The sequence below is a fragment of the Adlercreutzia sp. DFI.6.23 genome (assembly GCF_024462535.1).
Lineage (GTDB): Bacteria > Actinomycetota > Coriobacteriia > Coriobacteriales > Eggerthellaceae > Adlercreutzia > Adlercreutzia rubneri.
This window is the reverse complement of the sequence record NZ_JANGBP010000004.1, coordinates 177,484-200,578: the sequence shown is the minus strand read 5'-3', so window position 1 is coordinate 200,578 and position 23,095 is coordinate 177,484. Positions and strand designations below refer to the sequence as shown.

21 protein-coding genes and 2 tRNA genes are annotated in these 23,095 nt (G+C 65.4%); 18 read left to right on the top strand and 5 right to left on the bottom strand.

Annotated features, from left to right (window positions below; translation table 11 throughout):
- The first annotated feature begins 204 nt into the window (after positions 1-204).
- The 6 genes from NE591_RS05355 (at position 205) to rplT (ending at position 6,352) form a co-directional block, all read left to right on the top strand.
- Positions 205-3,120 carry an insulinase family protein gene (locus tag NE591_RS05355; RefSeq protein ID WP_256156425.1) on the top strand — a complete coding sequence of 972 codons (2,916 nt, stop codon included), beginning with the start codon at positions 205-207 and terminating at the stop codon, positions 3,118-3,120.
- A 195-nt stretch (positions 3,121-3,315) separates the two neighbouring features.
- Positions 3,316-3,675, top strand: a complete 360-nt coding sequence (locus NE591_RS05350; protein ID WP_114549527.1) for an SURF2 Surfeit locus protein 2 — start codon at positions 3,316-3,318, stop codon at positions 3,673-3,675.
- A gap of 39 nt (positions 3,676-3,714) precedes the next feature.
- Entirely contained in the window at positions 3,715-5,001 is a 1,287-nt protein-coding gene (locus NE591_RS05345; protein WP_114549526.1) for a histone-lysine N-methyltransferase, read from the top strand.
- A gap of 194 nt (positions 5,002-5,195) precedes the next feature.
- Positions 5,196-5,768, top strand: a complete 573-nt coding sequence (gene infC, locus NE591_RS05340) for a translation initiation factor IF-3 (protein WP_022739721.1) — start codon at positions 5,196-5,198, stop codon at positions 5,766-5,768.
- Positions 5,768-5,965 (top strand): 50S ribosomal protein L35, encoded by a 198-nt coding sequence (gene rpmI, locus NE591_RS05335; protein ID WP_022739722.1) that lies wholly within the window; start codon positions 5,768-5,770, stop codon positions 5,963-5,965. Before infC ends, rpmI begins: the two co-directional genes overlap by 1 nt.
- Before the next feature lie 30 nt (positions 5,966-5,995).
- The gene (gene rplT / locus NE591_RS05330; protein WP_114539739.1) at positions 5,996-6,352 is read left to right on the top strand and encodes a 50S ribosomal protein L20; all 357 of its coding nucleotides are present in this window, start codon (positions 5,996-5,998) and stop codon (positions 6,350-6,352) included.
- A 75-nt stretch (positions 6,353-6,427) separates the two neighbouring features.
- Here rplT and NE591_RS05325 read toward each other — a convergent pair whose 3' ends face one another.
- The 3 genes from NE591_RS05325 to NE591_RS05315 form a co-directional block, all read right to left on the bottom strand.
- Complete coding sequence (locus tag NE591_RS05325) at positions 6,428-6,835, bottom strand: NifB/NifX family molybdenum-iron cluster-binding protein (protein ID WP_114539740.1); 408 nt, start codon at positions 6,833-6,835, stop codon at positions 6,428-6,430.
- A 299-nt stretch (positions 6,836-7,134) separates the two neighbouring features.
- Positions 7,135-8,652 carry a DEAD/DEAH box helicase gene (locus NE591_RS05320; protein WP_114549525.1) on the bottom strand — a complete coding sequence of 506 codons (1,518 nt, stop codon included), beginning with the start codon at positions 8,650-8,652 and terminating at the stop codon, positions 7,135-7,137.
- A 48-nt stretch (positions 8,653-8,700) separates the two neighbouring features.
- Positions 8,701-10,140: a glycosyltransferase gene (locus tag NE591_RS05315; protein WP_256156424.1), complete on the bottom strand. Its 1,440-nt coding sequence runs from the start codon at positions 10,138-10,140 to the stop codon at positions 8,701-8,703.
- Positions 10,141-10,337: 197 nt separating this feature from the next.
- Here NE591_RS05315 and NE591_RS05310 point away from each other — a divergent pair, with 197 nt between their 5' ends.
- The 4 genes from NE591_RS05310 to NE591_RS05295 all read left to right on the top strand — a co-directional run bounded on the left by NE591_RS05310 (position 10,338) and on the right by NE591_RS05295 (position 13,047).
- The gene (locus NE591_RS05310) at positions 10,338-11,339 is read left to right on the top strand and encodes a glycosyltransferase family 2 protein (RefSeq protein WP_114549651.1); all 1,002 of its coding nucleotides are present in this window, start codon (positions 10,338-10,340) and stop codon (positions 11,337-11,339) included.
- A gap of 79 nt (positions 11,340-11,418) precedes the next feature.
- Positions 11,419-11,493, top strand: a tRNA-Glu gene (locus tag NE591_RS05305).
- A gap of 65 nt (positions 11,494-11,558) precedes the next feature.
- Complete coding sequence (locus tag NE591_RS05300) at positions 11,559-11,963, top strand: GtrA family protein (protein ID WP_114539743.1); 405 nt, start codon at positions 11,559-11,561, stop codon at positions 11,961-11,963.
- 136 nt (positions 11,964-12,099) lie between these two features.
- Positions 12,100-13,047, top strand: a complete 948-nt coding sequence (locus NE591_RS05295) for a diacylglycerol kinase family protein (RefSeq protein WP_231699479.1) — start codon at positions 12,100-12,102, stop codon at positions 13,045-13,047.
- Positions 13,048-13,091: 44 nt separating this feature from the next.
- On the opposite strand, the gene NE591_RS05290 is transcribed toward NE591_RS05295, so the two are convergent.
- A tRNA-Arg gene (locus tag NE591_RS05290) sits at positions 13,092-13,167 on the bottom strand.
- Between the two features lie 117 nt (positions 13,168-13,284).
- On the opposite strand from NE591_RS05290, the gene rlmD reads away from it, so the two are divergent.
- From rlmD to NE591_RS05250, 8 genes are all read left to right on the top strand, one after another.
- The gene (rlmD, locus tag NE591_RS05285; protein ID WP_315969921.1) at positions 13,285-14,730 is read left to right on the top strand and encodes a 23S rRNA (uracil(1939)-C(5))-methyltransferase RlmD; all 1,446 of its coding nucleotides are present in this window, start codon (positions 13,285-13,287) and stop codon (positions 14,728-14,730) included.
- Positions 14,731-14,829: 99 nt separating this feature from the next.
- On the top strand, positions 14,830-15,363 hold the full coding sequence (locus tag NE591_RS05280; RefSeq protein ID WP_114549649.1) for a peptidylprolyl isomerase: 534 nt from the start codon (positions 14,830-14,832) through the stop codon (positions 15,361-15,363).
- Between the two features lie 101 nt (positions 15,364-15,464).
- Positions 15,465-16,850 carry a tetratricopeptide repeat protein gene (locus tag NE591_RS05275; protein WP_114549648.1) on the top strand — a complete coding sequence of 462 codons (1,386 nt, stop codon included), beginning with the start codon at positions 15,465-15,467 and terminating at the stop codon, positions 16,848-16,850.
- Between the two features lie 90 nt (positions 16,851-16,940).
- A complete protein-coding gene (ndk, locus tag NE591_RS05270) occupies positions 16,941-17,345 on the top strand; it encodes a nucleoside-diphosphate kinase (RefSeq protein WP_022739733.1) in 405 nt (134 codons plus the stop codon).
- 194 nt (positions 17,346-17,539) lie between these two features.
- A complete protein-coding gene (locus NE591_RS05265; protein WP_114549647.1) occupies positions 17,540-18,565 on the top strand; it encodes a 4Fe-4S dicluster domain-containing protein in 1,026 nt (341 codons plus the stop codon).
- A gap of 5 nt (positions 18,566-18,570) precedes the next feature.
- Positions 18,571-19,473, top strand: coding sequence for an FAD/NAD(P)-binding protein (locus NE591_RS05260; RefSeq protein ID WP_114549646.1), 903 nt, complete (start codon positions 18,571-18,573; stop codon positions 19,471-19,473).
- Entirely contained in the window at positions 19,474-20,262 is a 789-nt protein-coding gene (locus tag NE591_RS05255; protein WP_173113228.1) for an NADH:ubiquinone oxidoreductase, read from the top strand.
- Between the two features lie 4 nt (positions 20,263-20,266).
- Entirely contained in the window at positions 20,267-21,556 is a 1,290-nt protein-coding gene (locus NE591_RS05250; protein WP_173113225.1) for a Ni/Fe hydrogenase subunit alpha, read from the top strand.
- Positions 21,557-21,666: 110 nt separating this feature from the next.
- Here NE591_RS05250 and NE591_RS16220 read toward each other — a convergent pair whose 3' ends face one another.
- Positions 21,667-23,040, bottom strand: a complete 1,374-nt coding sequence (locus NE591_RS16220; RefSeq protein ID WP_256156421.1) for a response regulator transcription factor — start codon at positions 23,038-23,040, stop codon at positions 21,667-21,669.
- Positions 23,041-23,095: the final 55 nt, after the last annotated feature.

The following is a 23,095-nucleotide window of genomic DNA, read 5'->3' as shown; positions in this document are numbered from 1 at the left end:
ATCTGTCTCGTCTCGTCTAGATAGTTCGGGGCTGATTATAGCGAAAATTCCCCCGTCGCGGAGAAATCATAACGACACCATATTGGTTGGAAACGGCGACGCGCGGACGGGTAGAATACTCACGAACACTCCGTTGCTCCGCGCCGGGCCGCCAGGGCCGGTCGCGGGGCCCTTCGCAGGAACCCTTCGAAAGGAAGACAGACCATGACCGATTTGGAACAGGTGGCCGCCTCCCACGGCTTTACCGCCGTGAAAAGCGAGCCGATAAGTGAGGTGGAGGGCACGGTGCACCTCATGCATCACGCCGCCTCCGGCGCCCGCCTCATGTTCATCGAGAACGACGACGCCAACAAGGCCTTCTCCATCACCTTCAAGACCCCGGCCGCCGACGACACCGGCGTGTTCCACATTTTGGAGCACTCGGTGCTGTGCGGATCGGAGAAGTTCCCGGTGAAGGAGCCCTTCGTCAATTTGCTGAAGACCTCCATGCAGACGTTCTTAAACGCCATGACCTTCCCGGACAAGACCATGTACCCCGTGGCGTCCACCAACGAGCAGGATCTCGTCAACCTCATGGACGTCTACCTGGACGCGGTCTTCCACCCCGACATCTACCGGCGCCCCGTCATCTTCCAGCAGGAGGGCTGGCACCGCGAGCTGGAAGGGGAGGGAGAAGGCGAGCGCCTTGTGGTGAACGGCGTCGTGTACAACGAGATGAAAGGCGCGCTCTCCGAGCCCGATTCCGTGCTCTACGACGGGCTGTCGGCGGCGCTGTTCCCGGACACGACCTACCGTTTCGAGTCTGGCGGCACGCCGGCGGCAATCCCAACGCTCACCTACGAGGGCTTTCTCGAGAACCATCGGCGCCACTACCGTCCCGACAACGCCTACATCATCCTATACGGCAACCTGGATGCCGACCGCTTCCTCGGCTTTCTAGACGAGCGCTATTTGGCGCCGCTGGCCGCGAAAGAGCGCGGGCCGCTGGACATCAACCCGCTCGGGCTGCAGGCCCCCGTGGCTCCCGCGCCGGTTGTCGTGCCCATGGCCACCGCGCCGGAGAACGCCTGCGCCGCCGTGGGCTTCGTCATCGGGCGCGCCGCCGAGCGCGAGCGCATTGTGGCCGCCGACATTTTGATGGACGCCATCATGGGGGCCAACGAGTCGCCCCTGAAGCGGGCGCTGCTCGACGCGGGCATCGCCGACGACGCCATCGGGTACGTGGCCGACTCCGTGGCCCAGCCCTTCGCCGTGGTATCCCTGCGGGGCGCCCGGCCCGGTGCCGCCGAGAGGCTGCGCGCCATCGTTGCGGCCGAGGCCCGGCGCCTCGCCGAGGGCGGGCTCGACCGCGAGCTGGTGCGGGCGGCCCTCTCCCACGCTGAGTTCGTCATGCGCGAGCGCAACTTCGGCTACCCCGACGGCGTGGTGCTGGCCATGTCCGCCATGGCCGGATGGCTGTACTCCGACGACGACCCGGCGGCCTACCTGCGCTTCGAGGACGTCTTCGCCAGCCTGCGCGAGAAGGTGGAGGAGGGGTACTTCGAGGCGCTTTTGCGCGAGCTGTTCCTGGATAACGACCACCGCGCCTGCGCCGAGGTGGTGCCCACGGAAAGCGACGAGGCCGCCGAAGAGGCCGAGGCAGCCGGCGAGCGCGAGGCGGCCGCCGAGCTCACCGAGGACGAGGCCGCGTCTATCCGCGAGGCCGTGCGCGCGCTGCGCGAGGCCCAGGAGGCGCCGGACGCGCCGGAGGCCCTCGCGAAACTTCCGCAGCTTTCGCGGGCCGATATCGGCGAGGCGCCCGCCGAGGCGATGTGGGAGGTGGGGGAGTGCGGGCCCTGGCGCCTCATCCGCCACCATCTGCCCTGCCGCGGCATCGCCTACGCCTACCGCTACTTCGCCATGGACGGCCTCGCCTTCGACGAGCTGCCCTACGCCACGGTGCTGGCCTGCGTGCTCGGCAAGTTGGATACGTCCCGCCACACGGCGGCCGAGCTGGACACGCTTGTCCAGGCCCATCTGGGCAACCTCGGGTTCGCCGTTGAAGTGCACGAGGACGCCGAGGACCGCGAGCGGCTGCGGCCGATGTTCGTCATGGGCTCCTCTGCCCTTGACGAGGAGGTGCCCTGGGCGGCACACCTGGCCGAGGAAGTGCTGCGCGAGACCGATTTCTCCGACATCGAGCGCATCCGCGACATCTTGGGCCAGCGGCGCATCGCCATGGAGCAGGCCTTCGCCTCGGCCGGCCACAGCGCCGCCATGGCGCGGGTCGCCTCCTACTACCTGCCGGCCGGGGTGGTGCGCGAGGCGCTCTCCGGCGTCGGTTTCTACCGCTTCTTGAAGGAGCTGCTCGCGAGCTTCGACGAGCGGGCCTGCGAGCTTTCCGCGAAGCTGGCCGAGCTGTCCCGCCGCCTGTTCACCGACGGCGACTGCACGCTCTCCTTCGGGGGCGACGAGGCGGCGCTCGCTGCCTTCCGGGAGGCGTCTTCGCCTTTCGGCGGCATGGCGGGCGCCCCGGCGCTCACGGTGCCGGCGCCTGAGGATGGGCACGAGGCCTTCGTCGTGGCGAGCGACGTCACCTACACCGCCTGCGGCTGGGACCGCCGCCTGCTCGGCGAGCCCTACGGCGGCGCGTGGCTTTTGGCCTCGCGCATCCTGTCCTACGATTTTCTGTGGACGGAGGTGCGCGTGAAGGGCGGCGCCTACGGGGCCGGCTTCCAGACGACGCGCTCGGGCTCGAGCCGCTTCTACTCCTACCGCGACCCGCGCATCGACGAGACCGTCGAGCGCTTCCGCACCTCCGGCGACTGGCTCGCCGGCGTCTTTAACCCCACGGAATCGGAGATGGACGGCTACGTGGTCTCCACGGTGGCCTCCCTGGACGCGCCGGCCAAGGCCCGCGAGCTTTTGCGTCGCCAGGACGGCCTATACTTCTCCGGCGCCACCTTGGAAGACCGGGCCCGGGTGCGCGAGGAGGTGCGCGCAGCCGGCATCGATGACGTGCGCGCGCTGGCCTCCTCGGTGGACGCCATCGCCGGGGCCGGACCGGTGTGCTGCTTCGGCAACGGCGAGGTCATCCGTGCCAGCGGCGAGGGATTCAACGTCGTCGACCTTCTGGCCTAAAGGGTGCTGAGGGGCGGCCGCCGCGACGGCTCTGCGGGCGTCGGCGACTGGCAACGGTTCTCCGGGTGCCTGCGCGGCGCCCCTCGCGCGGCGCCTTCGCGTGGTGCCCGGATGCAGAACTGGTGCAGCGGATGCGCGCCGCGCGGCCCATCGGCTATAATAGGGCAACCCCAAACAGAAAGGATGCAAGCTCCCATGGCGAATTCCAAGGAGTTCTCGCATATCACGGTCACGGCCGACGATGACGACGATGTGGTCATCCAGGCCGGCGTCGTAGAAGAGCCGGCCGCCGAGGAGCCGGTCGAGGAAGCGCCCCTTGAGGAGCCGGTCGACGAGCCGGGCGCCGAAGAGGCCGACGACGCGGTAGCGGAGGCTGTGGAAGAGGCCGCCGTGGAAAAGGAGGGTGCGGGAGAGACCGCCGATGCCGTCTCCTACCATGAGACGACCCTCGATGACTTGGAAGCGACCAAGATGTCCACGACCCAGAAGGTCATCATCGTCGTGGCCGTGCTGGGCATTGTCGCCTTTGCGGCCTGGTACCTTTTGGCCCACTAGCCCCGTGGGCCTTCGAGAAGCGAGAGGAACAGCGAGCACATGGTGAGAAGAAGCAAGCGCAACCGCGACGCCGGCATTAGCGCCGACGACGGCAATGCCATGGGCCTCACCGAGGCCTTCCACCCCGTGTCGGCGGATGGCTTCACCACGGCCATGCCCCCCGTGGACGAGGGCGACGGCTCTGTCGTCGGGGAGGATATCGTCGTCGACGAGGAGGGCGTCTTCGAAGAGGTGGACTTGGGCGATGGGGAAGTACTCGACGACGAGGGCTTGGCCGCCGGCGAGTCGTTTCCCGATGAAGCGGTCTTCGAGGACTTCTACGCCGGTCGTCCGCTGGACGCCGACGGCGCCGATGCCGCAGACGCCGACGGCGCCGATGCCTCGCCCGTGCCCGACGCTGTGCCCCTCGGCGTGGTGACGGCCGACGTGGCGCCAACCAAGCCTGCGAGCAAGGCCGCCCATGGCGCGAAGAAGGGCGACGGCGCCTCGCGCGGGCGCCATGCCAAGCACGCGAGTGAGATGAACGAGAAGGCCCGAAAGAAGGCGGAGCTGCCCGAGTACATGCGCAAGTCGCGCCGTATGCGCCGCATTCTTATCGTGGTCATCATCCTGCTCGTGCTCATTCTGGCCGCCATGGTCTACTTCGGCGTTCAGCTGTACAAGGAGGCCTCTTCCAGCGCGGTGCAGCAGGCGCTCTCCTCGGAGCAGGAGGTCGCCGCCATCGCCTCCGAGGACGCGACGGACTCCGCCGATGCCGCCAAGGTGACGACGGTGCCCGACTTGGTGAGCTTGCTGGGCCACACCCAGCAGGAGGCCATCGACATTCTGCAGCACGGCGCCACGGCCGCCGAGCCCCGGGCGGTGAACGAGGAGGGCAACCCCATCAAGAGCGAGGTGCGCGTCGCGCTCACCGCTGAGCCGGCTGACAGCCGTACGGGTACGCCCACGGTGTATTTGGGACTCGACGCCGACGGCAAGATCATTCAGGCGGGCTATTCCACGTCCACCAGCTCGCTCGGCTACGGCTCCCTCAGCTTCGCCGATGCCGTGCGCACCGAGCACATCATCGAGAAGACCCTGGCAGAAGCCGGCGTGTCGGTGCCCGAGGGCGCCGTGGAGCTGCCCGAGGACGCGGAGTCCTACACCTCCTTCGACACCGACGGCACGACCCGCACCAAGGAGTACTGCTCCTTCAACGGCGAGGTGGACATCGACGGTGCGCCCCATGCCTGGTCGGCGGTGCTCTCCTACGACTACTCCATGGCCAACGCCTCGGACAACTTGGCCGACACCGTCCGCACCATCTTCATATATGTAAACTCCTAGAATTTCCCTTGCGCGGGAGCGACGGCAACGCTATACTGGGCAAGCTGTCAATCAAGCGAGGGCGAAAGCTCTCCACCTGGTTCGGCGCCTTCCAAGGTTGCTGATGGGTACCCGCAGATAGAAACTTTGCGTGTAAGCCCGCCGTGCGCCTTGTTGGCCCGGCGGGTTTTTATGTGTGAGAACACGAAAGGGAGGTGAGCGCGATAGCTGCTCAAGAGCCCCGGCTCAACGATGAGATCACCACGCGCGAGTGCCGTCTCATCGATTTCGACGGGAACCAGATGGGCGTGTATCCCACGCACCAGGCCCAGCAGATCGCCGACGACATGAATCTCGATCTGGTGGAGATCGCTCCGAACGCCACGCCGCCCGTGTGCCGCATCATGGACTACGGGAAGTTCAAGTACGACCAGGCCATCAAGGCCAAGCAGGCTCGTAAGAACCAGAACAAGATCGAGGTCAAGGAGATGAAGTTCCGGCCGAAGATCGACGTGGGCGACTACACCACCAAGAAGAAGCACGTGCTGCGCTTTTTGGAGGCCGGCAACAAGGTGAAGATCACCATCATGTTCCGCGGCCGCGAGATGGCCCACCCCGAGCAGGGCCTCTCCATTCTCGAACGATTGGCCGACGACCTGAAGGACGTTGCCGTCATCGAGAACCAGCCGAAGATGGAGGGGCGCAACATGCACATGCTCATCGCGCCTCTGCCCGCGACCGCGAAAAAGAAAAAGGATTCCAAGAACGACGAAGGAAAGGACAACTAATGCCCAAGATGAAGACCCATCGCGGTATGGCCAAGCGCGTCCGCAAGACCGGTACCGGCAAACTCATGCGCGCCAAGGCGTTCAAGAGCCATATCCTCACCAAGAAGAGCCCCAAGCGCAAGCGCAACTTCCGCCACGAGACCGAGGTCGCCAAGGCGGATACCAAGGTCGTCGAGCGCCAGCTCGGCCTTCGCTAGTCCCATTCGTCTTCAAGGAGTGATTAAGATATGCCTCGTGTAAAGCGTTCCGTCCATGCCCGCAAGAAGCGTCGTACCGTCCTCAATCGTGCGAAGGGCTACTACGGTGCGAAGTCTCGTTCCTACCGCGCCGCGAAGGAGCAGGTGCAGCATTCGCTTCAGTACATGTACCGCGACCGTCGCAACAAGAAGCGCGAGATCCGTCGCCTGTGGATCACCCGCATCAACGCCGCGGCCCGCATCAACGGCCTGTCCTACTCGGTGTTCATGAACGGCCTGAAGAAGGCCGGCGTCGTGCTCGACCGCAAGGTGCTCGCCGACATGGCCGTGAACGACCCGACGGCCTTCGCCGCCCTGGTGGAAGTTGCGAAAAAAGCTGTGGCTTAATTTGCTTCGTTCGAAAGAGCGCACAAAGAAAGGACCCTTCGGGGTCCTTTTTCGTTGAGGGAGTGCGAGCGAGGGCTAAGCGCTTTGGGCGACGAGCTTAAGCTCGATGCGGGCGAAGGCGTCGTCCAGCTCGCCGAGAGGCTCCTCTTTGATGCTCTTTTCCGATAGGCCCTCCTCACCCATGAGCGTGCGGTAAAGGTACAGATCCGCCGCCTCGCGGGGGGACGCGGCGTTGGAGATGACGGCCTCGATGCCCGCTTCGTCCAAGGCCGCGAGGCCCTCGGGGGTGAATTGACGGGCTATGAGGGCATCGACGCCCATTTGCTGCAGGATGGAGGCCCGCTCGCGCGGAGTGAGCCCCATGTTCGGCACGTTGCTGCAGCCTGTGACGACGCCGCTTTGCGTGGTGTAACAGGCAAAGCTCGAGCAGGTGGCCGCAGCCGCGGCTATATCGAGTCCGTCGCAAGCGACAGCGATCTTCATGCAATATTCCCTTCCCCAGAAATACTGAGGTTACAATACCCGAACAATCCTCCGCTGAATGTGGAGTACGGCAAACGGAGGGTATCTTCCCGGCGAGCAGCCCGAACGTTGGACGGCTTGCCCGCTCGCGGGCGCAACGGGCCGCTGTGGTTCGGCTGCCACCGCCATGTTCCGGCAATGGTCGGCTTGTGCACGACTCCGTAGGGGCCGACTTCGGTCGGCCCTCTCGGCGATGGCGATCCTTGCGACAGGGAGCGACCAAGGTCGCCCCCTACGGAAAACTTATGACGTAGATGCTCTTAGCCGCGGCGCTTGCCGCCGCTGCGCTTGGCGGCGACGGCAGCGCGATGGGCGCGACCGGGGCGGAAGTCGCTCGACGTACGCGGCGCGCCGCTTGCCGCCGCGGAACCCGTCTTCGCGCGGTTGCCGCCCTTGGGCGCTTTGGATTTCGGAGCCGCCTTAGATCCCGTCCCGCTCTTCCTCGAGCTGTGCGCGGCGCCGGCGCTCTTGCCGCCCTGCTTCTTGCGCGTGCCGCGCTGGCGCGACTCGGCGGCAGCCTGCTCGGCACGCTCCTTCTCCTTGGCGCGGCGCTTCTCCTTCTTGGCGAGCTCGCGGGCGGCCGCTGCCAGCTCGGGGTCGCGTCGGGCATTGGCCCGCGTGGCGCGCTCGGCTGCGGCCTCGGCGGCCTCTTCCAAGTTGAAGCCCGCGATCTCGATCTCGGGGATGTCGCGCTTGATGAGCTTCTCGATGGCCGCCAGCTCGTCTTTGTTCTCGGGGCTGACGAAGGTGATCGCGAAGCCCTCGGCTCCGGCGCGGCCCGTGCGGCCGATGCGGTGCACGTAGTCCTCGGCCTGGGTGGGCACGTCGTAGTTCACCACATAGGACACTTCGTCGACGTCGATGCCGCGGGCCAGCACGTCGGTGGCCACGAGGATGTCGGTCTCGCCGGAGGCGAAGTTGTCCAGGGCGCGCTTGCGCTGGTTCTGGGAGCGGTCGGAATGGATGGCCTCGGCGTGGTAGCCGGCTCGCTTCAGCTTGCGGCAGGCAGCATCGGCCCGATGGCGCGTGCGGGCGAAGACGATGACGCGCTTGTGCCCCCGCTCCTTCAAAAGTGCCGCCAGAAGGTCGGGCTTCAGGGTGTGGGGCACGTGCGCGATGTACTGTTCCACGGTGTCGGCCGTCTCGCCCTTCGCGGCGATCTGCACAATGGCCGGATCGTCCAGCATGGCGTCCACCTGGTCGAGCACGCCCTTGTCGATGGTGGCCGAGAACAGAAGTGTCTGGCGGCTTTTCGGCGTCGCCTCCACGATGCGGCGCACCGAGGGGAGAAATCCCATGTCGAGCATGCGATCGGCCTCGTCCAGCACGAGCACTTGAACCTGGGAGAGGTCGACGGCCTTCTGGTTCATGAGGTCGATGAGGCGCCCCGGCGTGGCGATGAGCACGTCCACGCCGCGCGCGAGGCGGTCGATCTGCGGCTCGATCTTCACGCCGCCCACCACATTGGCGACGCGCAGGCCGCGGGTGCGGGCGATGGTTTGGCAGACTTCCTGAATCTGCATGGCCAGCTCGCGGGTGGGGGTGATGACGAGCATGGCCGGCGCCTTCTTGCGCTCGGCGCGGGCGAGGACGTCCAGGCTCGGCAGCGAGAAGGCGGCCGTTTTTCCCGTGCCGGTCTTGGCGGCGGCGATAATGTCGCGCCCCTGGAGGACGAGCGGGATGGCCTGGGCTTGAACGGGGGTCGGCTCGGTGTAGCCGAGATGATCGACGGCGGCAAGAACGGCGTCGGAAAGGCCGAGTTCGGCAAAGGTGGTCATGAAGCTCTCTTTCGTGGTTCGGATCGTGGCGGTAGCGGTTGGGGCGTCCTAGCGGACGTGGGCCGGCTTCTTGCCCCAGTAGAAGTGCAGGAAGTGCTTGGCCCGCAGCTTCGCGTCTCGCGGCGGTTCGCGCCGGATGAGGGCGAAGGTGGCCCGGGCGATGTCCTCGGCGGCGTTGGGGCGCCGCAGGATGGAGGCGTTCATCAGCATGGCATGGGCGCTCGCAGAGTGGTCGCTGATGTGGCGCAGGGTGTCCAAGAGCTCGCGAGGCGTGGTGGCGGCCATAGCGGCTCCGGCGGCGGTGAGCATGCGCACGTTGGCCTTCTCCTGGCCGTAGGCGCGGCCCAAGAGGATCATGGGCGCATGGGCGCACAAACACTCGGTCACCGTGAGGCCTCCCGGCTTGCAGATGACCACGTCGGCGGCCTCCATGAGCTCGGCCATGGCGTTCACGTAGCCGAGTACCGTGACGTTGGCCAGGCCGTATTCGGCCACCTGGCGCCGCAGCTCGCGCTCGTAGTCCTCGTCGGCCCCGGCGACGATCACCAGCTGCATCGAGGGCATCGCGTGCATGAAGGGGAGCATCTCCCCGATGGCGGCACGGAAGTGCACATAGGGTTGGGGGAGCTTCGCCCCGGCGAGCGCCAGCACCACCTGTTTGTCCTGCGGCAGTCCGAAGGCCTCGCGGGCCTTAGCGCGGTCGTAGGTTCGCGAGAAGGCGGGGCTGGCGGGGATGCCGGTGATGAGGATGCGGTTCTCGGGCACGCGCCGCGGGCGCAGCGTCTCGGCCATGGACTCGTTGGCGACGCAGAACAGGTCGGTGTGCAGATGGGGCCACAGCCCCTCGGCCTCGTAGTCGGTGGGCACGCAGACGATGGGGAAGCTCTGGCCCGTGATCATGCGAGCGCTCACGGCCACGTTGGCGGCGGTGATGTGGGTGGCGACGATGGCCGCCGGCCGCAGGCGGCGCACGTACTCGGTGAACTTCGGGTACATGAGGCGCGCCCAAATGGTGCCGCCGCCCCACAGAAGACGCCCAGTGAGGGTGTAGCGCCAGGTGAGGTCGTAGAAGGGACGCGTCCAGCCGGTGAACATGGAGGCGGTCTTGTCGCCGTCGAACACGATGCGCCCGAAATCGAGGATGTCGAGGACGCGCACTTCCGAGCGCGCTTCCAGCGAGTTGTCGTCCCCGGCCGCGCGGGCGGCCTCGCCGGCTTCCTCCAGCGCCTCGGCGATGGCGTTGGCTGCCGAGCGGTGGCCCGAGCCCACCGAGGCGTGCACTACGAGGATGAGCGGCCGGGCGACGGCCTCCTCGGCCGTGCGGGCCGGTTCGGCCAGGGCGCGCGCAATGGCCTCGGCGGCCGTGGCGCCTTGGGCGCCCGTGGCGAGGGGGGAGGGCGAGGGCTCGGCAGGGACGGCGAGCGTCTGGGCGGGGGCGGGAGCGATCGGAGCCGAGGGCTCCGTCGATTTCGATGCAGGTGTGTTCATGGAAGCTATCATAGCCTATTTTCCCCGCATCGGCCCCGCGTCGGCGGCAAGCCCGCCAAGATGCCAGAAAATCCGCTTATGGGTCGCAGGGGCTTTTCGCCGATTCGGTCAAAGTTTTTCTCGGGGGATTTTCCGCGCCCCCGCGTTCATTTAAGATAATGGACGCGGTCAACAATGGACAGGAGGTTTGTCTTCCCATGACCGATATAGCGACAGTTTCCAACGCCGAGGCCACGGCTGCCGCGGTGGATGCGGCCCGGCGCGGCGAGGGGGTGGCCGTGCTCGTCCCGTGCTACAACGAGGCGCCCACCATCGCTAAGGTGGTCTCCGACTTCCGCGCGGCGCTGCCCGAGGCGACGATCTACGTCTACGACAACAACTCCACCGACGGCACCGCGGACATTGCCGCGGCGGCCGGGGCGGTGGTGCGCCGGGAGTCCCGCCAGGGCAAGGGCAACGTGGTGAGAAGCATGTTCCGCGACATCGACGCCGAGTACTACCTCATGGTCGACGGCGACGACACCTACCCGGCCGAGGCCGCCGGCGACCTTCTGGCCCCGCTCGCGGCCGATGCGGCGGACATGACCGTGGGCGACCGCATCTCCAACGGCGCCTACGGCAAGGAGAACGAGCGGCCCTTCCACAACTTCGGCAACAACCTCGTGCGCCGGCTCATCCGCGTCATCTACGGCTACGCCTTCGAGGACGTCATGACCGGCTACCGCGCCTTCACCCGCGCCTTCGTGAAGACGATGCCCGTCATGAGCGGCGGCTTCCAGATCGAGACCGAGATCTCCATCTGGGCCGTGGACCGCCGCTGGCGGGTGGCCGACGTGCCCATCGACTACCGCGACCGGCCCGAGGGCTCGGAGAGCAAGCTGTCCACCTTCTCCGACGGCATGCTCGTGCTCGCGGCCATCGCGAGCCTGTTCCGCGACTACCGCCCCATGGCCTTCTTCGGATGGCTCGGCCTGGCGCTCGCCGTGGTGGGGCTGTGCTTCGGGCTGCCGGTGGTGGCGGAGTACCTCGGCACCGGCTACGTGGCGAAGCTCCCCTCGGCGGTGCTCGCCGTGGCGCTCATGATCGTGGCGGCGCTCTCCTGGACGGCCGGCCTCATCCTGGACACCGTGGCGAAGTCCCACCGGCGCCAGTGGGAGATGAGCGTGTACCGGGTGATGGAGGCGGATGCCGAGCGCTAGGGCCGTCGCCGAGAAAAAGCGAACGACGTCCTTGCAAAGTGCGGTGCACTCTGCCATACTATGCAAGCTGTTTTAAGCGGTCCCCATAGTCTAACGGTTAGGACGCGGCCCTTTCAAGGCTGAAATACGGGTTCGATTCCCGTTGGGGGCACCACTTGAGAATCGCTGAACCCCGCTTGCGAGCGGGGTTTCTTTATGAAAGGCCTCAGGGAGAATACGATGGGAAAGCTCGTCCAGCAGTTCATGAAGTTCGGCGTGGTGGGCGTTATCGCCTTCGTCATCGACTATGGCCTCATGGTGGCGCTCACAGAGCTGGCCGGCGTGAACTACCTCATCAGCGCCACCATCTCCTTCACGGTGTCGGTCGTCTTCAACTACCTGGCCTCCATGCGCTACGTGTTCACGCACAAGCAGGGGCTCTCGCGCCGGCGCGAGTTCGTCATCTTCGTGGTGCTCTCCGTGATCGGCCTGGGAGTGAACGATCTGCTCATGTGGCTCGGCTCGTCGGTTCTGGGCGTGAGCTACCTCATCGTGAAGATCGTTGCCACGGCCATCGTCATGGTGTACAACTTCGTGACGCGCAAGATCTTCCTCGACGGCGACACCGGCGCCGTTCTCGAGTAGCGAGCGGGCGACCCCTCCGTTTCGAAAACGAGTTGCGAACAGCGCGACTTGGTAGGTGAGGGACACGGTACTCGGTGCTAGAATGAGGGAAATCGCAGGTCGGCGTTGCGTCGGCTGCTTGGTTAGGAGGCAAGTCGTGGTTCCTTCCATAGAAGAGGGGCGCATCGTCCTCATCGCAAATCCCGTGTCGAAGAGCGGGCGGGGGGCCGTGGCCGCCTCCGAGGCGGCGCGGCTTCTGCGCGAGCGCGTGGGCGACGGGCGTTTCGAAATGCTTACCACGGCCTGGGCCGGCCACGGGGAGTCGCTGGCTCGCGAGCTGGGCCCCGACGTGGGTTGCGTCATCGCGCTCGGCGGCGACGGCCTGGTGAACGAGGTGGTGAACGGCCTTATGGCCCGCGCCCCCCAGGATCGCCCGGTCCTGGCCGTCATCCCCGTGGGCTCCGGCAACGATTACGCCGAGACGTTGGGCATGGCCTACTCCGTCCCCACGGCGGTCACCGAAATTCTGCGCTTTCAAACGGTGCGGGCCGACGTGGGGCGCGTCAACGGCCGCTACTTCGCCGAGACGCTCTCCTTCGGTTTGGACGCCGCTATCGCGCTTGACACCATGGACCGTCGCCAGAAGTCCGGCCGCGCCGGCACCATGCTCTATTTGGAAAGTGCCGTCGATCAGCTGTTCCACCACTTGCAGGTGTTTTCCTTCAAGATGGATGTCCTGGGGGCGGAGCCGGGATGCGCCCCTCATCCGGAATGGGACGATGCCTATCTGGTAGCCGTACAGGTGGGGCCCACCTACGGTGGCCACTTCCGCATCACGCCCAAGGCGCGCCTCGACGACGGGCTGCTCGACATCTGCTGGGCCACGCCGGAGCTTTCGTCCATGCGGGCGCTGGCGCTCCTTCTGCGCGCCCGGGGCGGCAAGCACACGGGAAGCGACCACATCCATTTCCGGCGAGCGTCCTCCCTCGTGCTCGACTTCGAGGAGGAGCCGCCGGCCCAGATGGACGGGGAGCCGGTTCACGGCACGCACTTCCTCATCGACTGCGTCCCCGACGCCCTCACCGTCGTTGTGGGCCAGCGGTAGGGCAATGAAAAAGCCCCGCGGGGGCGGGGCTTGCGCTTTGAAGGTGGTGCCCTCGACAGGATTCGAACCTGCGGCACCTTGCTCCGGAGGCAAGTGCTCTATCCCCTGAGCTACGAGGGCACGAATTCAGGGTCCCGACAGGCGGGTGCTGCGCTATTATAGGGCAATTGCGCCGCCACGGACGGCAAATCCGTAAAATACCCCTCAGATGGAACGAGAACGGAACAGGAGCCCCCAGTGATCGATACGTCCACCAGGAACGATAACGCCGCGTCCGACCGCTCCGTCGACACGGCGAAGGCTCAGGACGCGGCGGCCCCTGAGGTCGCGACGGCTCCCGCTTCGGCCCCGTGCGCCTCGGGCGCGCCCGGCGAGGTGGTGCCCATCGAGCGCATGAGCTTCGGGTCGGCGGCCGTGGGGCACCTGTCTGACGGCAAGACTGTGTTCGTGGAAGGGGCCGTGCCGGGCGATGTCGCCCGCGTGGAGCTGACCGAGGAGAAGCCCCGCTTCGCCCGCGGGCGTGCGGCCGAGATCCTTGAGGCCTCGCCCGACCGCGTGGCGCCCCCGTGCGCGGCGGGCTGCGGGGGATGTCCCTGGGCGCCCCTCGCCTACGAGGCTCAGCTTGTCGCCAAACGGGCGAACGTGGTGGACGCTCTAGTGCGCACGGCCCATATGGACGCGGCCCGCGCCGAGGCCCTTGTCGGTTCCTGCGTGCCCTCGAAACGCCAGTGGGGCTACCGCAACAAGCTGGAGCTGTCCTGCGGCGCCGACGGTGCCGGTCGCCTCATCTTGGGCATGCGTCCCGAAGGGGGCGCCGACGTCGTCTCGCTGGACGCGTGCCCCTTGGCCCACCGGAACATCGAAGGTGCCCCCAAGGCGCTTAGGGGCGCGCTACGCTACCTCTCCGGCGGCAGCGACCTGGGCCTGTTCCGCGTGGGGGTGCGCGGCAGCCTGCGCACCCGTGATGTGGAGATCGCCCTGTGGACGACCCCGGGTCCCTTCCCGCGGGCCGCGGCGGCCAAAACCCTCGCCAGCGCGCTGAAGAACACCTCCGTCGTCCGCGTCGTGGCCGACCCCGGGCGCGCCCGCAAGGTGAAGAAGGTGGAGGCCATCTCCGGCAAGGGCTGCTGGGAGGAGGAAGTGGCGGAAAGTCGCCTCCTTCTGAGCGCGCCCTCCTTCGCCCAGGTGAACACGGCTCAGGCCGAGAAGCTCGTCGAGCTGGTGCTCGCGGGTTTGGAAGTGGAGGCCGGCGACTACGTGGCCGACCTCTACGCCGGCGCCGGCACCTTCACGCTGCCGCTCGCCCGGGCCGGGGCCGAGGTGGTGGCCGTGGAGTCGGCGGGCAGCTCCGTGCGCGATCTGCGCCGCAACGCCGAGCGCGCCGGCGCCGACATCGACATTATCGGCGGGGATGCCGCCCGGGAGCTTCCCGAGCTGGGGGAGTTGGACGCGTTCGTGGTGGATCCGCCGCGCGCGGGGCTCGCCGAGGGGGTGGTGGCCTCCATCGCCGCCGCCTCGCCGCGGCGCGTGGCCTACGTCAGCTGCGACGCGTCCACCTGGGCCCGCGACGCGGCCCGTTTCGAGCAGGAGGGCTACCGTCTCATCCGCGCCACCCCCGTCGACCTCTTTCCGCAGACCTACCATGTGGAAGTGGTTAGCATTTTCGAGCGGTCCGGCTCCTAACCTGCTAGAATCATTCCCCGTATGCAATGAGACGCATTCGCGCCCGTAGCGCCCCCAAGCGCCGGCCGCCCGCGTCGCCGAGAACAAAGGAGGAGCCCCATGGCTCTCTACACCCCGGAATATCAGCCCACCGGCGAGGAGATTGCCGTCATCAACACCTCCAAGGGCACGATCCGCGTGCAGCTGGCGGGCAACGACGCCCCCATCCACGTCGGCAACTTCGTGGAGCTGGCGCAGAAGGGCTTCTACGACGGCCTGAAATTCCATCGCTACGTGCCCGGCTTCGTCATCCAGGGCGGCTGCCCCAACACCCGCGAGGCGACCCCCGAGCAGGTGGCCGCCGGCCGCGCCCCGGGCCTGGCCCCCTTCGGCACCGGCAACCCGGGCTACTCCATCAAGGAGGAGTTCACCACCAACCCGAACAACTCCCATGAGGACGGCGCGCTCGCCATGGCCCGCTCCATGGATCCCAACTCCGCCGGCTCGCAGTTCTACCTGTGCCTGGGCCCCCAGCACAACCTGGACTCCGGCTATACCGTGTTCGGCCAGACCATCGAGGGTAAGGACGTCATCGGCCAGCTGCGCGCCGGCGATGTCATCGAGTCCGTCGTCATCGAGAACGCCGCCGAGTAAGTACCGCCCCGCGAGAGGGGTCGGCGCCCGCCGTCCGAGCCGTCTCACCTCACTGCCGCGCCGCCTAAGCGGCCGCCCCGAATGTCGAGTGAAGGAAGTCTATGAACAACGAGTTATTCGATCGAGCAAATGAGCGCTACCGCCTGCGTGACTACCGCGGCGCGCTGATGGCTTTCACGGAATGCTTGCAGGACACGAACTTCCCGCTCACTCCCGGGGAAATGGGCCTTCTCTACCACCAGATCGGCAACTGTCTGGTGAAGCTGAAGAACCCGCGCGAGGCCATTCAGGCCTACAGCCAGGCCACGGCCGATACGGCCTATCGGGCGCTGGCGACGGTGGAGTGCAACCTCGGCATGGCCTACGCGTCGCTGCGCGACTACACGAACGCCATCAACTGCTTCGAGAAGTCGGTGGCCGACACGACCAACCCCACTCCCTACAAGTCCTACATGGGCATGGGCAACGCGCTCATGAAGCTCGGCAAGTCCGCCGAAGCCGGCGTGGCCTTCCGCGAGGCCGCTCTGGACGAGTCGAACCCCGACCCCACCAAGGCGCTTTTGAACCTGGGCGTCTGCTTCATGGCTCTGAACCGCCCGGCCGACGCCGTGGCCTCCTACGAGAGCGCCCTGCAGTTCGACATGCAGCCGGCCACGCGCAACAAGCTGCAGGCGAGCCTGGGGCAGGCCTACGTGGCCTGCGGCCAGATGGAGAAGGCGGTGCATGCCTTTGAGGAGGCCATCGCCGACAAGACGTACTACCTGTCCGATTCGGCCAGCGTCGACTACCAGCGCGCCGTGGGGGCCGTGGCCCAGGGAACGTCCGAGCAGAACCAGGCCACCCAGGTGCTGCAGCTGGCCGACATGTCCGGGCTCGACGTGGCCGCCGACGGCACGAGCGTCTACGACGAGGGCGCCTACGAGGGCGGCGACGTCTCCGAGGCCTTCTATTACGACGAGGGCACCTACGAGGCCGACCCGGCGAGCTTCCCCGGCTACGTGGGCGCCTACGAGAACGTCGACAACGACCGGTTCTTCACGGCCACCGACGCCGAGCTCGAGCAGTGGTCGCGCGGTTTGGCCAAGCAGGATCGCAAGCGCCGCAACGTGGGTTTGAAGATCCTGCTGTTCTTCGTCATCGTCATCGTGCTGGCCGCCGCGGCCGGCGTGTTCGCCTATACCCAGGGCTACGGCTACCCCACGGTGCAGACGGTGACCCAGGAGCTGTTCAGCGACCCGTCCGGCGCCGCCGACAAGGTGTTCTCCGCCGATGTGGACAAAGATGCCATCCCGGCCATGCTCGATCCGGTGGTGACCGATTCCAACGTGACCATCGACGGCGTGAGTCGCTCCATGACCGAGTCCACGGTGTACGCCACGGCCAAAACCGAGGAGGGCGGGTCCGTGCAGTACCGCATCTCCATGGTGCGCGACGGCATCACGTGGAAGGTCAGCAACGTGGAGCTGTACTTCCCGAGCCAGGCCTAAAGCGCATCGGGCCGTTTTCCGATTTCAGCAAACCCGGCCCGCGCCTTGCGGGCCGTCTGCAAGCAAGACCCTTACAACGAAAGGAATTCCATGGCTATCCAGCAGACCTACTCCATGATCAAGCCCGACGGCGTGCGCAACGGGCACATCGGCGAGATCATCAACCGCTTCGAGCGCGCCGGCCTCACCATCGAGCGCATGGAGCTGGGCATGGTCACCCCCGAGCAGGCGAAGGCGAACTACGCCGAGCACGAGGGCAAGCCCTTCTACGACGGGCTGATCGCGTACATCACCTCCGGCCCCGTGGTGAAGATGGTCGTCTCCGGCGAGGGCGCCGTGGCCAAGTGCCGTTCGCTCATGGGCGCCACCAACCCGGCCGAGGCGGCCCCGGGCACCATCCGCGGCGATTTCGGCCTCATCATGGACGAGAACGTGATCCACGGCTCCGACAGCCCTGAGTCCGCCGAGCGCGAGATCGGGATCTTCTTTGCCTAAACTCGCTGGTTGATTCCGTGAGGCCCCGCTGCGCCGATGGTTGGCGCAGCGGGGCTTTTTGCGTCTCTGTCTGGTTTTTCTGGGCCATCGGCCTGCGCGAGGGAGTGGGGCGGCGGAAGAGCCGTTACTATGGAAGGAGACGGAACCGTTGCGCGAACCGTTGCGCGCGCAGGACGTAAGGAACAGAATCGCCTATGCTGTATCGCGTCATTGACGAGACGGAGGCGCCGGCGCTCGTCGCCGCCTTCATGGAGCGCTACGAGGTGGTGGCGCCGGTCAAGCGGGGGGACAAGTACGTGTTCTCCGCCGTCGATTCCTTCGACGAGATCGCGCTGGACTACCCCACGACCATCGCCTCTCCCAAGAAGTACCTCCTGCCGGCCAAAGAGACCCTCTTCGAGTTCGATGCCGAGAATAACGAGGTGACCGATTACACCGATGAGGTGCGCCCCCGGGTGCTCTTCGGCGTGCACGCCTGCGACATCAACGGCCTGCAGAACTTGAGCAGCGTCTTCAACGACCCGCGCTATCCCGATCCCTACTACGCGGCCCATGCCGCCGCCACGCTCATCGTCGGCGTCGCCTGCATGCCGTCGGCGAACTGCTTCTGCAACCTCATGGACGCCGAGGAGGCACGGGCCGCCTACGACCTGTTCCTCACGAACATCGGCGGCCGCTACCTCGTTTCCATCGGCAGCGTCGTGGCGGCGAACATCTTGGAGGCGGCCTGCGATGTCCGTGAGGCCACCGACGAGGACCGCATCGCGTTTCGCGCCGCCACCCGCGCGCGCCAGGAGGCCTTCAACCGGGACATCCCCGATATCCAGGAGATCCCCATGCTCATGGACGCCTTCCACGAGGACGAGTTCTGGGAGGAGCTGGGCGGCCGCTGCCTTTCCTGCAACGCCTGCGCGAACGTATGCCCCACCTGCTACTGCTTCGATATCCGCGACACGCTGGATCCGGGCGCGGCCACGGGGCGCCGCGAGCGCGTGTGGGACGCCTGCACCTCGCCGCAGTTCGCCATGGTGGCCGGCGGTCACAACTTCCGGCCCACGCCGGCCTCCCGCGTGCGGCACCGCATGTACCACAAGCTCAACGGCTTTCTGGCCAAGCACGACCGCAACCTCTGCGTGGGCTGCGGCCGCTGCGTTTCCGCCTGCAAAGTCGACATCAGCCCCATCGAGGTGCTGAAGTTCTTCGACCGAAAGGGGGCCTAAGAGCCATGGCGAACGACAACATCGTGGCCGTGCATCCCTTCCGCGACGCCGGGCGCGAGGCCACCGGCGCCGAGCTCATGCACGCGAACCCCTACCGTCCGTGGCCGGCGCGCATCACCTCCATCACCGAGCTCACGCCCACTGAGAAGCTCTTCGAGTTCCGCTTCGTGGACGAGCGCATCCGCGAGGCCTTCCGCCAGGAGCCGGGACAGTTCGTGGAGCTGTCCATCTTCGGCGTGGGGGAGGCGCCCATCTCCATCTCGTCGTCGCCCACCAAGCAGGGCTTCATCGAGCTGTGCGTCCGCCGCACGGGACGCTTCACCGAGAGGCTGCACCAGATGCAGTGCGGCGAGATCGTCGGCATCCGCGGGCCCTTCGGCCGCGGGTTCCCCATCGACGAGATGCGCGGCCACGACGTGCTTTTGGTGGCGGGCGGCCTGGGCATCGCGCCTCTGCGCTCGCTCATCAACAACATCCACGACGAGCGCAGCGAGTTCGGAAAGGTCACGATCATCTACGGTTCCAAGAATCCCTCCGAGGTCATGTTCCGCAACCAGTTCGAGATGTGGAAGCACCGCAAGGATTTCGAGCTGCACCTGACCGTGGATCATCCCGACGATACGTGGGATGGGGAAGTGGGGCTGGTCACCAAGCCGTTCGAGCACTTGGAGATCGACCCGACGAACACCTTCGGCGCCCTTTGCGGGCCGCCGATCATGTACCGGTTCGTCGTGCAGGAGATGCGCAAGAAGGACATCCCCTACGATCGTATCTACATGAGCTTCGAGCGCCACATGAAGTGCGGCGTGGGCAAGTGCGGGCACTGCCAGGTGGGCCATCAGTACTGCTGTATCGACGGGCCCGTCTTCAACTATTGGGAAGCCAAGAACATTCAGGGGTCGATGTAAATGAGCGAGAACCTGTCACCGACCGCCGAGCGCCGTGCTCCCCGCGTGGTCGTTATCGGCCTGGCCAGCTGCTTCGGCTGCCAGATCAACATCACGAACATCGAGCGCCACCTCATGGACGTGCTCGGCCAGATCGATCTGGGATACTGGCAGCTGACAAGCTCGGTGCCGATGCCCGACGAGTTCGACGTGGCCGTCATCGAGGGGGCCGTCACCACCGAGGAGGCGGCCGAGACGGTACGCCGCGCCCGCGAGCGCGCGGGGAGCGTGATCGCCATCGGATCGTGCGCCGTCACCGGCGGCATTCCCGGCATGGCCTCAGGCGATCTGGCGGGTCATGTGGAGGCCGTCTACGGCGATGCGGCGCCCGATGCCTGCGGCGACCTGTTGGCGCCGCGGCCCGTGTCGGACGTTATCGACGTGGACGCAGAGGTGCGCTGCTGCCCGATTGACCCCTTCGAGTTCGTGCGCGTGCTCGACGGCGTTCTCTATGGAAGCAACCGGCTGCCGGCCACCTCGGCTTTGTGTGGCGAGTGCTCCCGCAACGAGAAGGGGTGCTTCTACAAGCAGGGCGTCATGTGCCTGGGACTCGTGACCCGGGCCGGCTGCGGGGCGAAGTGCCCGGCGCTGGGCCGTCCCTGCAACGGCTGCGCGGGGCTCTCTCCCGATTCCAACGTGGAGGCCGCCCGCTACGTCGTGGGAAAGCGCGGCCTTGAGGTCGCGCGCTTCAACGACGCCCTGGAGATGTTCAACGCCGTGGCGATAAACGCCGCGCAAGGGGAGGAGTAACCTCATGGCCGCCACCGAGATTTCCGTCGACCACATCGCCCGCGTCGAGGGCCACGGCGACATCCGCCTCGTTATCGAGGACGGCCAGGTCACGACCTGCGAGATGGCCGTGGTGGAGCCGGCGCGCCTGTTCGAATCCATGGTGCGGGGCCGCTCCTTCGAAGAGGTGCCCTACATCGCTTCCCGCGTCTGCGGCATCTGCTCGTCGAGCCACGTCGTCACCGACCTGCGCGCCATCGAGCAGGTCTTCGGTGTGGAAGTGACCGACCGCACCGAGGCCCTGCGCGAGCTTCTGCTCTACGGCTCCTACCTGCAGAACCACGGCACGCACCTGTTCGTGTTCGCCGCTCCGGACTTCTTGGGCCACAAGTCGGTGTTCCCGTTGGCCGAGGGCAACCCGGAGCTGTTCGAGCGCGCATTGGGGCTGAAGGCGCTGGGCAACGAGCTGTGCACCCTGGTGGGCGGCCGGTCCATCCATCCCATCACGGCGGTGGTGGGCGGGTTCACCCACGAGATCTCCGCCGACGAGTACCTGCGTCTGGCCGAGGCCATGGATGCCACGCGCGAGTTCGCCTTAGCCAGCGTCGATCTGTTCCGCGACTTCGACACCGTGGATGTGCAGACGGAGGGCGACCTGCTCGCCATGGTGGCGCCTGATGCTTACCCGGTGTGCACCTCCGACACCCTGCGCTTCGTTCGCGCCGGCTACGATTTCAGTGCCCAGGACGTGGAAGAGGAGATCGAGGAGTACCCGGTGGGGCACTCTGCCGCCTTCCTCGCCCGGGCGCGCCGCACGGGGCATCCCTACATGACGGCGGCCCTGGCCCGCGTGAACGCCAGCTGGGACGCGCTTTCCAAGGACGCGCGCTACGCCGCCGCCAAGGCGGGGCTGCGCCCCCCCGAGTACAACCCCTTCGCCAACAACATCGCTCAGGCGGTGGAGCTGGTGGACGTGCTCGACCGCTGCGCGGCTCTCTGCCGCCGTCTTGCGGCCAATGAGTTCGAGGGTGGAAGCGAGCCTGTGAAATTCGACGTGCGCGCTGGTCGCGGCGTGGGCTTTACCGAGGCTCCGCGTGGCGCCCTGTTCCATATCCTTGATATCGACGAGGGCGGTCGCGTGCGGCGCGCCTCCATTATGACGCCCACGGCTCAGAACATCGCGAACTTGGAAGCGGACATGCGCCAGCTCGCCGAGAAGATGGCCGCCGGCGGCTACGACACCGACCTCATCACCCTGGAGGTGGAGAAGCTCGTCCGCGCCTACGATCCGTGTCTGTCCTGCAGCGTGCATTAGAGCGGGGACAGTTGAATGCCTACATGCAAAATGAATTAATGGATTCGTTAAGAAGAGGAGTTTGCTGATTCGCTAATGGCTAGAGCATGTGCGCGCTCGCGATCGTTCATCTACGCCTGCTTGGGCTTTTCGATGAGGTATTTATCAAGGAGTTCCTGCCGGTCATGAACGTCCAATTTCGCGTATAGTCGATTTCGATGAGTCTTCACGGTATTGGGAGAAACAACGAGCTGCTCTGCAATACGGTTGACAGAGCGTCCCTGAACAAGCAAAACCATCACTTCTGTCTCACGTTTTGTTAATCTGAAAGCTTTGCTGAACGCTTCGAGATGCTCTTCTTCGGCAGTGCGTTTTTCAGAGGTCTTGGCCTGGGACTGTTTTGACGTCAAGCCTATGAAGTAAAAAGCTACTGCAAGTGTTAAAGCAAGCACGAGGGCTGCGATGGTCGAGCGCATTTCGCTGTCGATGAACGCGGTGTAGTGGAAAATGACTCTGCCTGTACCGATCGCGAAGAAAAAAGCGGAAAGATACAGCGAGGCCTTTGAGGGTGAAATATAGGCTGGTAATCGGTCCGGGGGGGGGGTAGCTGATAGCGAAAGAAGGAGGATGAAAACAGTCCAGAAGGCCATCATTGCCGCAGACTCAGCTATAACCATTGAGCCTTGCGTGAGGACGGCGGTAGCGAAAAGAGACAAGCACAGGGTAATTGCTACTGCCGTAAAGATAACCACAGGGGACTTCGCGGACTTAGGCAGACGAGAAACAAGGGCCAGAATCGATCCCACAAGCAACATTCCGATTGCCCTACTGTCCGTATTTGCTTGTGCAACGTAGTTGATTTGCGCAACGAGCGAGAGAGAAAAAACAAGAACAAGCGTACAGAGGGTTTTCTGATCGAAGGCTTCTTTAAAGAGGGGATGGGCTTCTGCTTCTAAAGAAGAGAACTTGCGCTTGAAGAAAAAACCCGTGCTTACGATAGAAACGAGAGCGAGAAGCGTGAATGATGAATTCCACGCGCCGGTCCCCCTCAAGACAAAGTATCCCAGCGATGCGATGACAAGTGCTGCTGATGTTTCGAATATGGCATTAGCAAAGGAGCGCGACTCTGCGAGAGACAGCCATAAAAGAAAACCGGCTCCGTAATAGAGTCCGATGACGAGAGAGACCAAGGAAATGCCCGATGACGGCATTGGAGTAAAGCTGCAACTAAATAATGCGGTCATAAGACCAACCGTTGTCAGGAAGATGAGAAGAACGGGAAAGAGTTTGTTAATGCACTCTTTTCGCAGAACAAAGAATCCGGCGATCAGTGTGAGACCTGTAGAGAAATTCCAAATACATTTGAACGCCAAGATGAGTTCGTCGTTTGCATCTGAGCCAAACCAATGATAAAAACTTGCTTGCCTCCAGTTCCAAAGCAAGAGAGCAGCAAGGGTTGTAACAGAGGCCAGCATACGCAGTCGTCGATCGGGCTCAACTATCACACGATTATCCTTCACTAATATCTTGCGGTCGCATAGACAAGAAAGTTTAGCATAC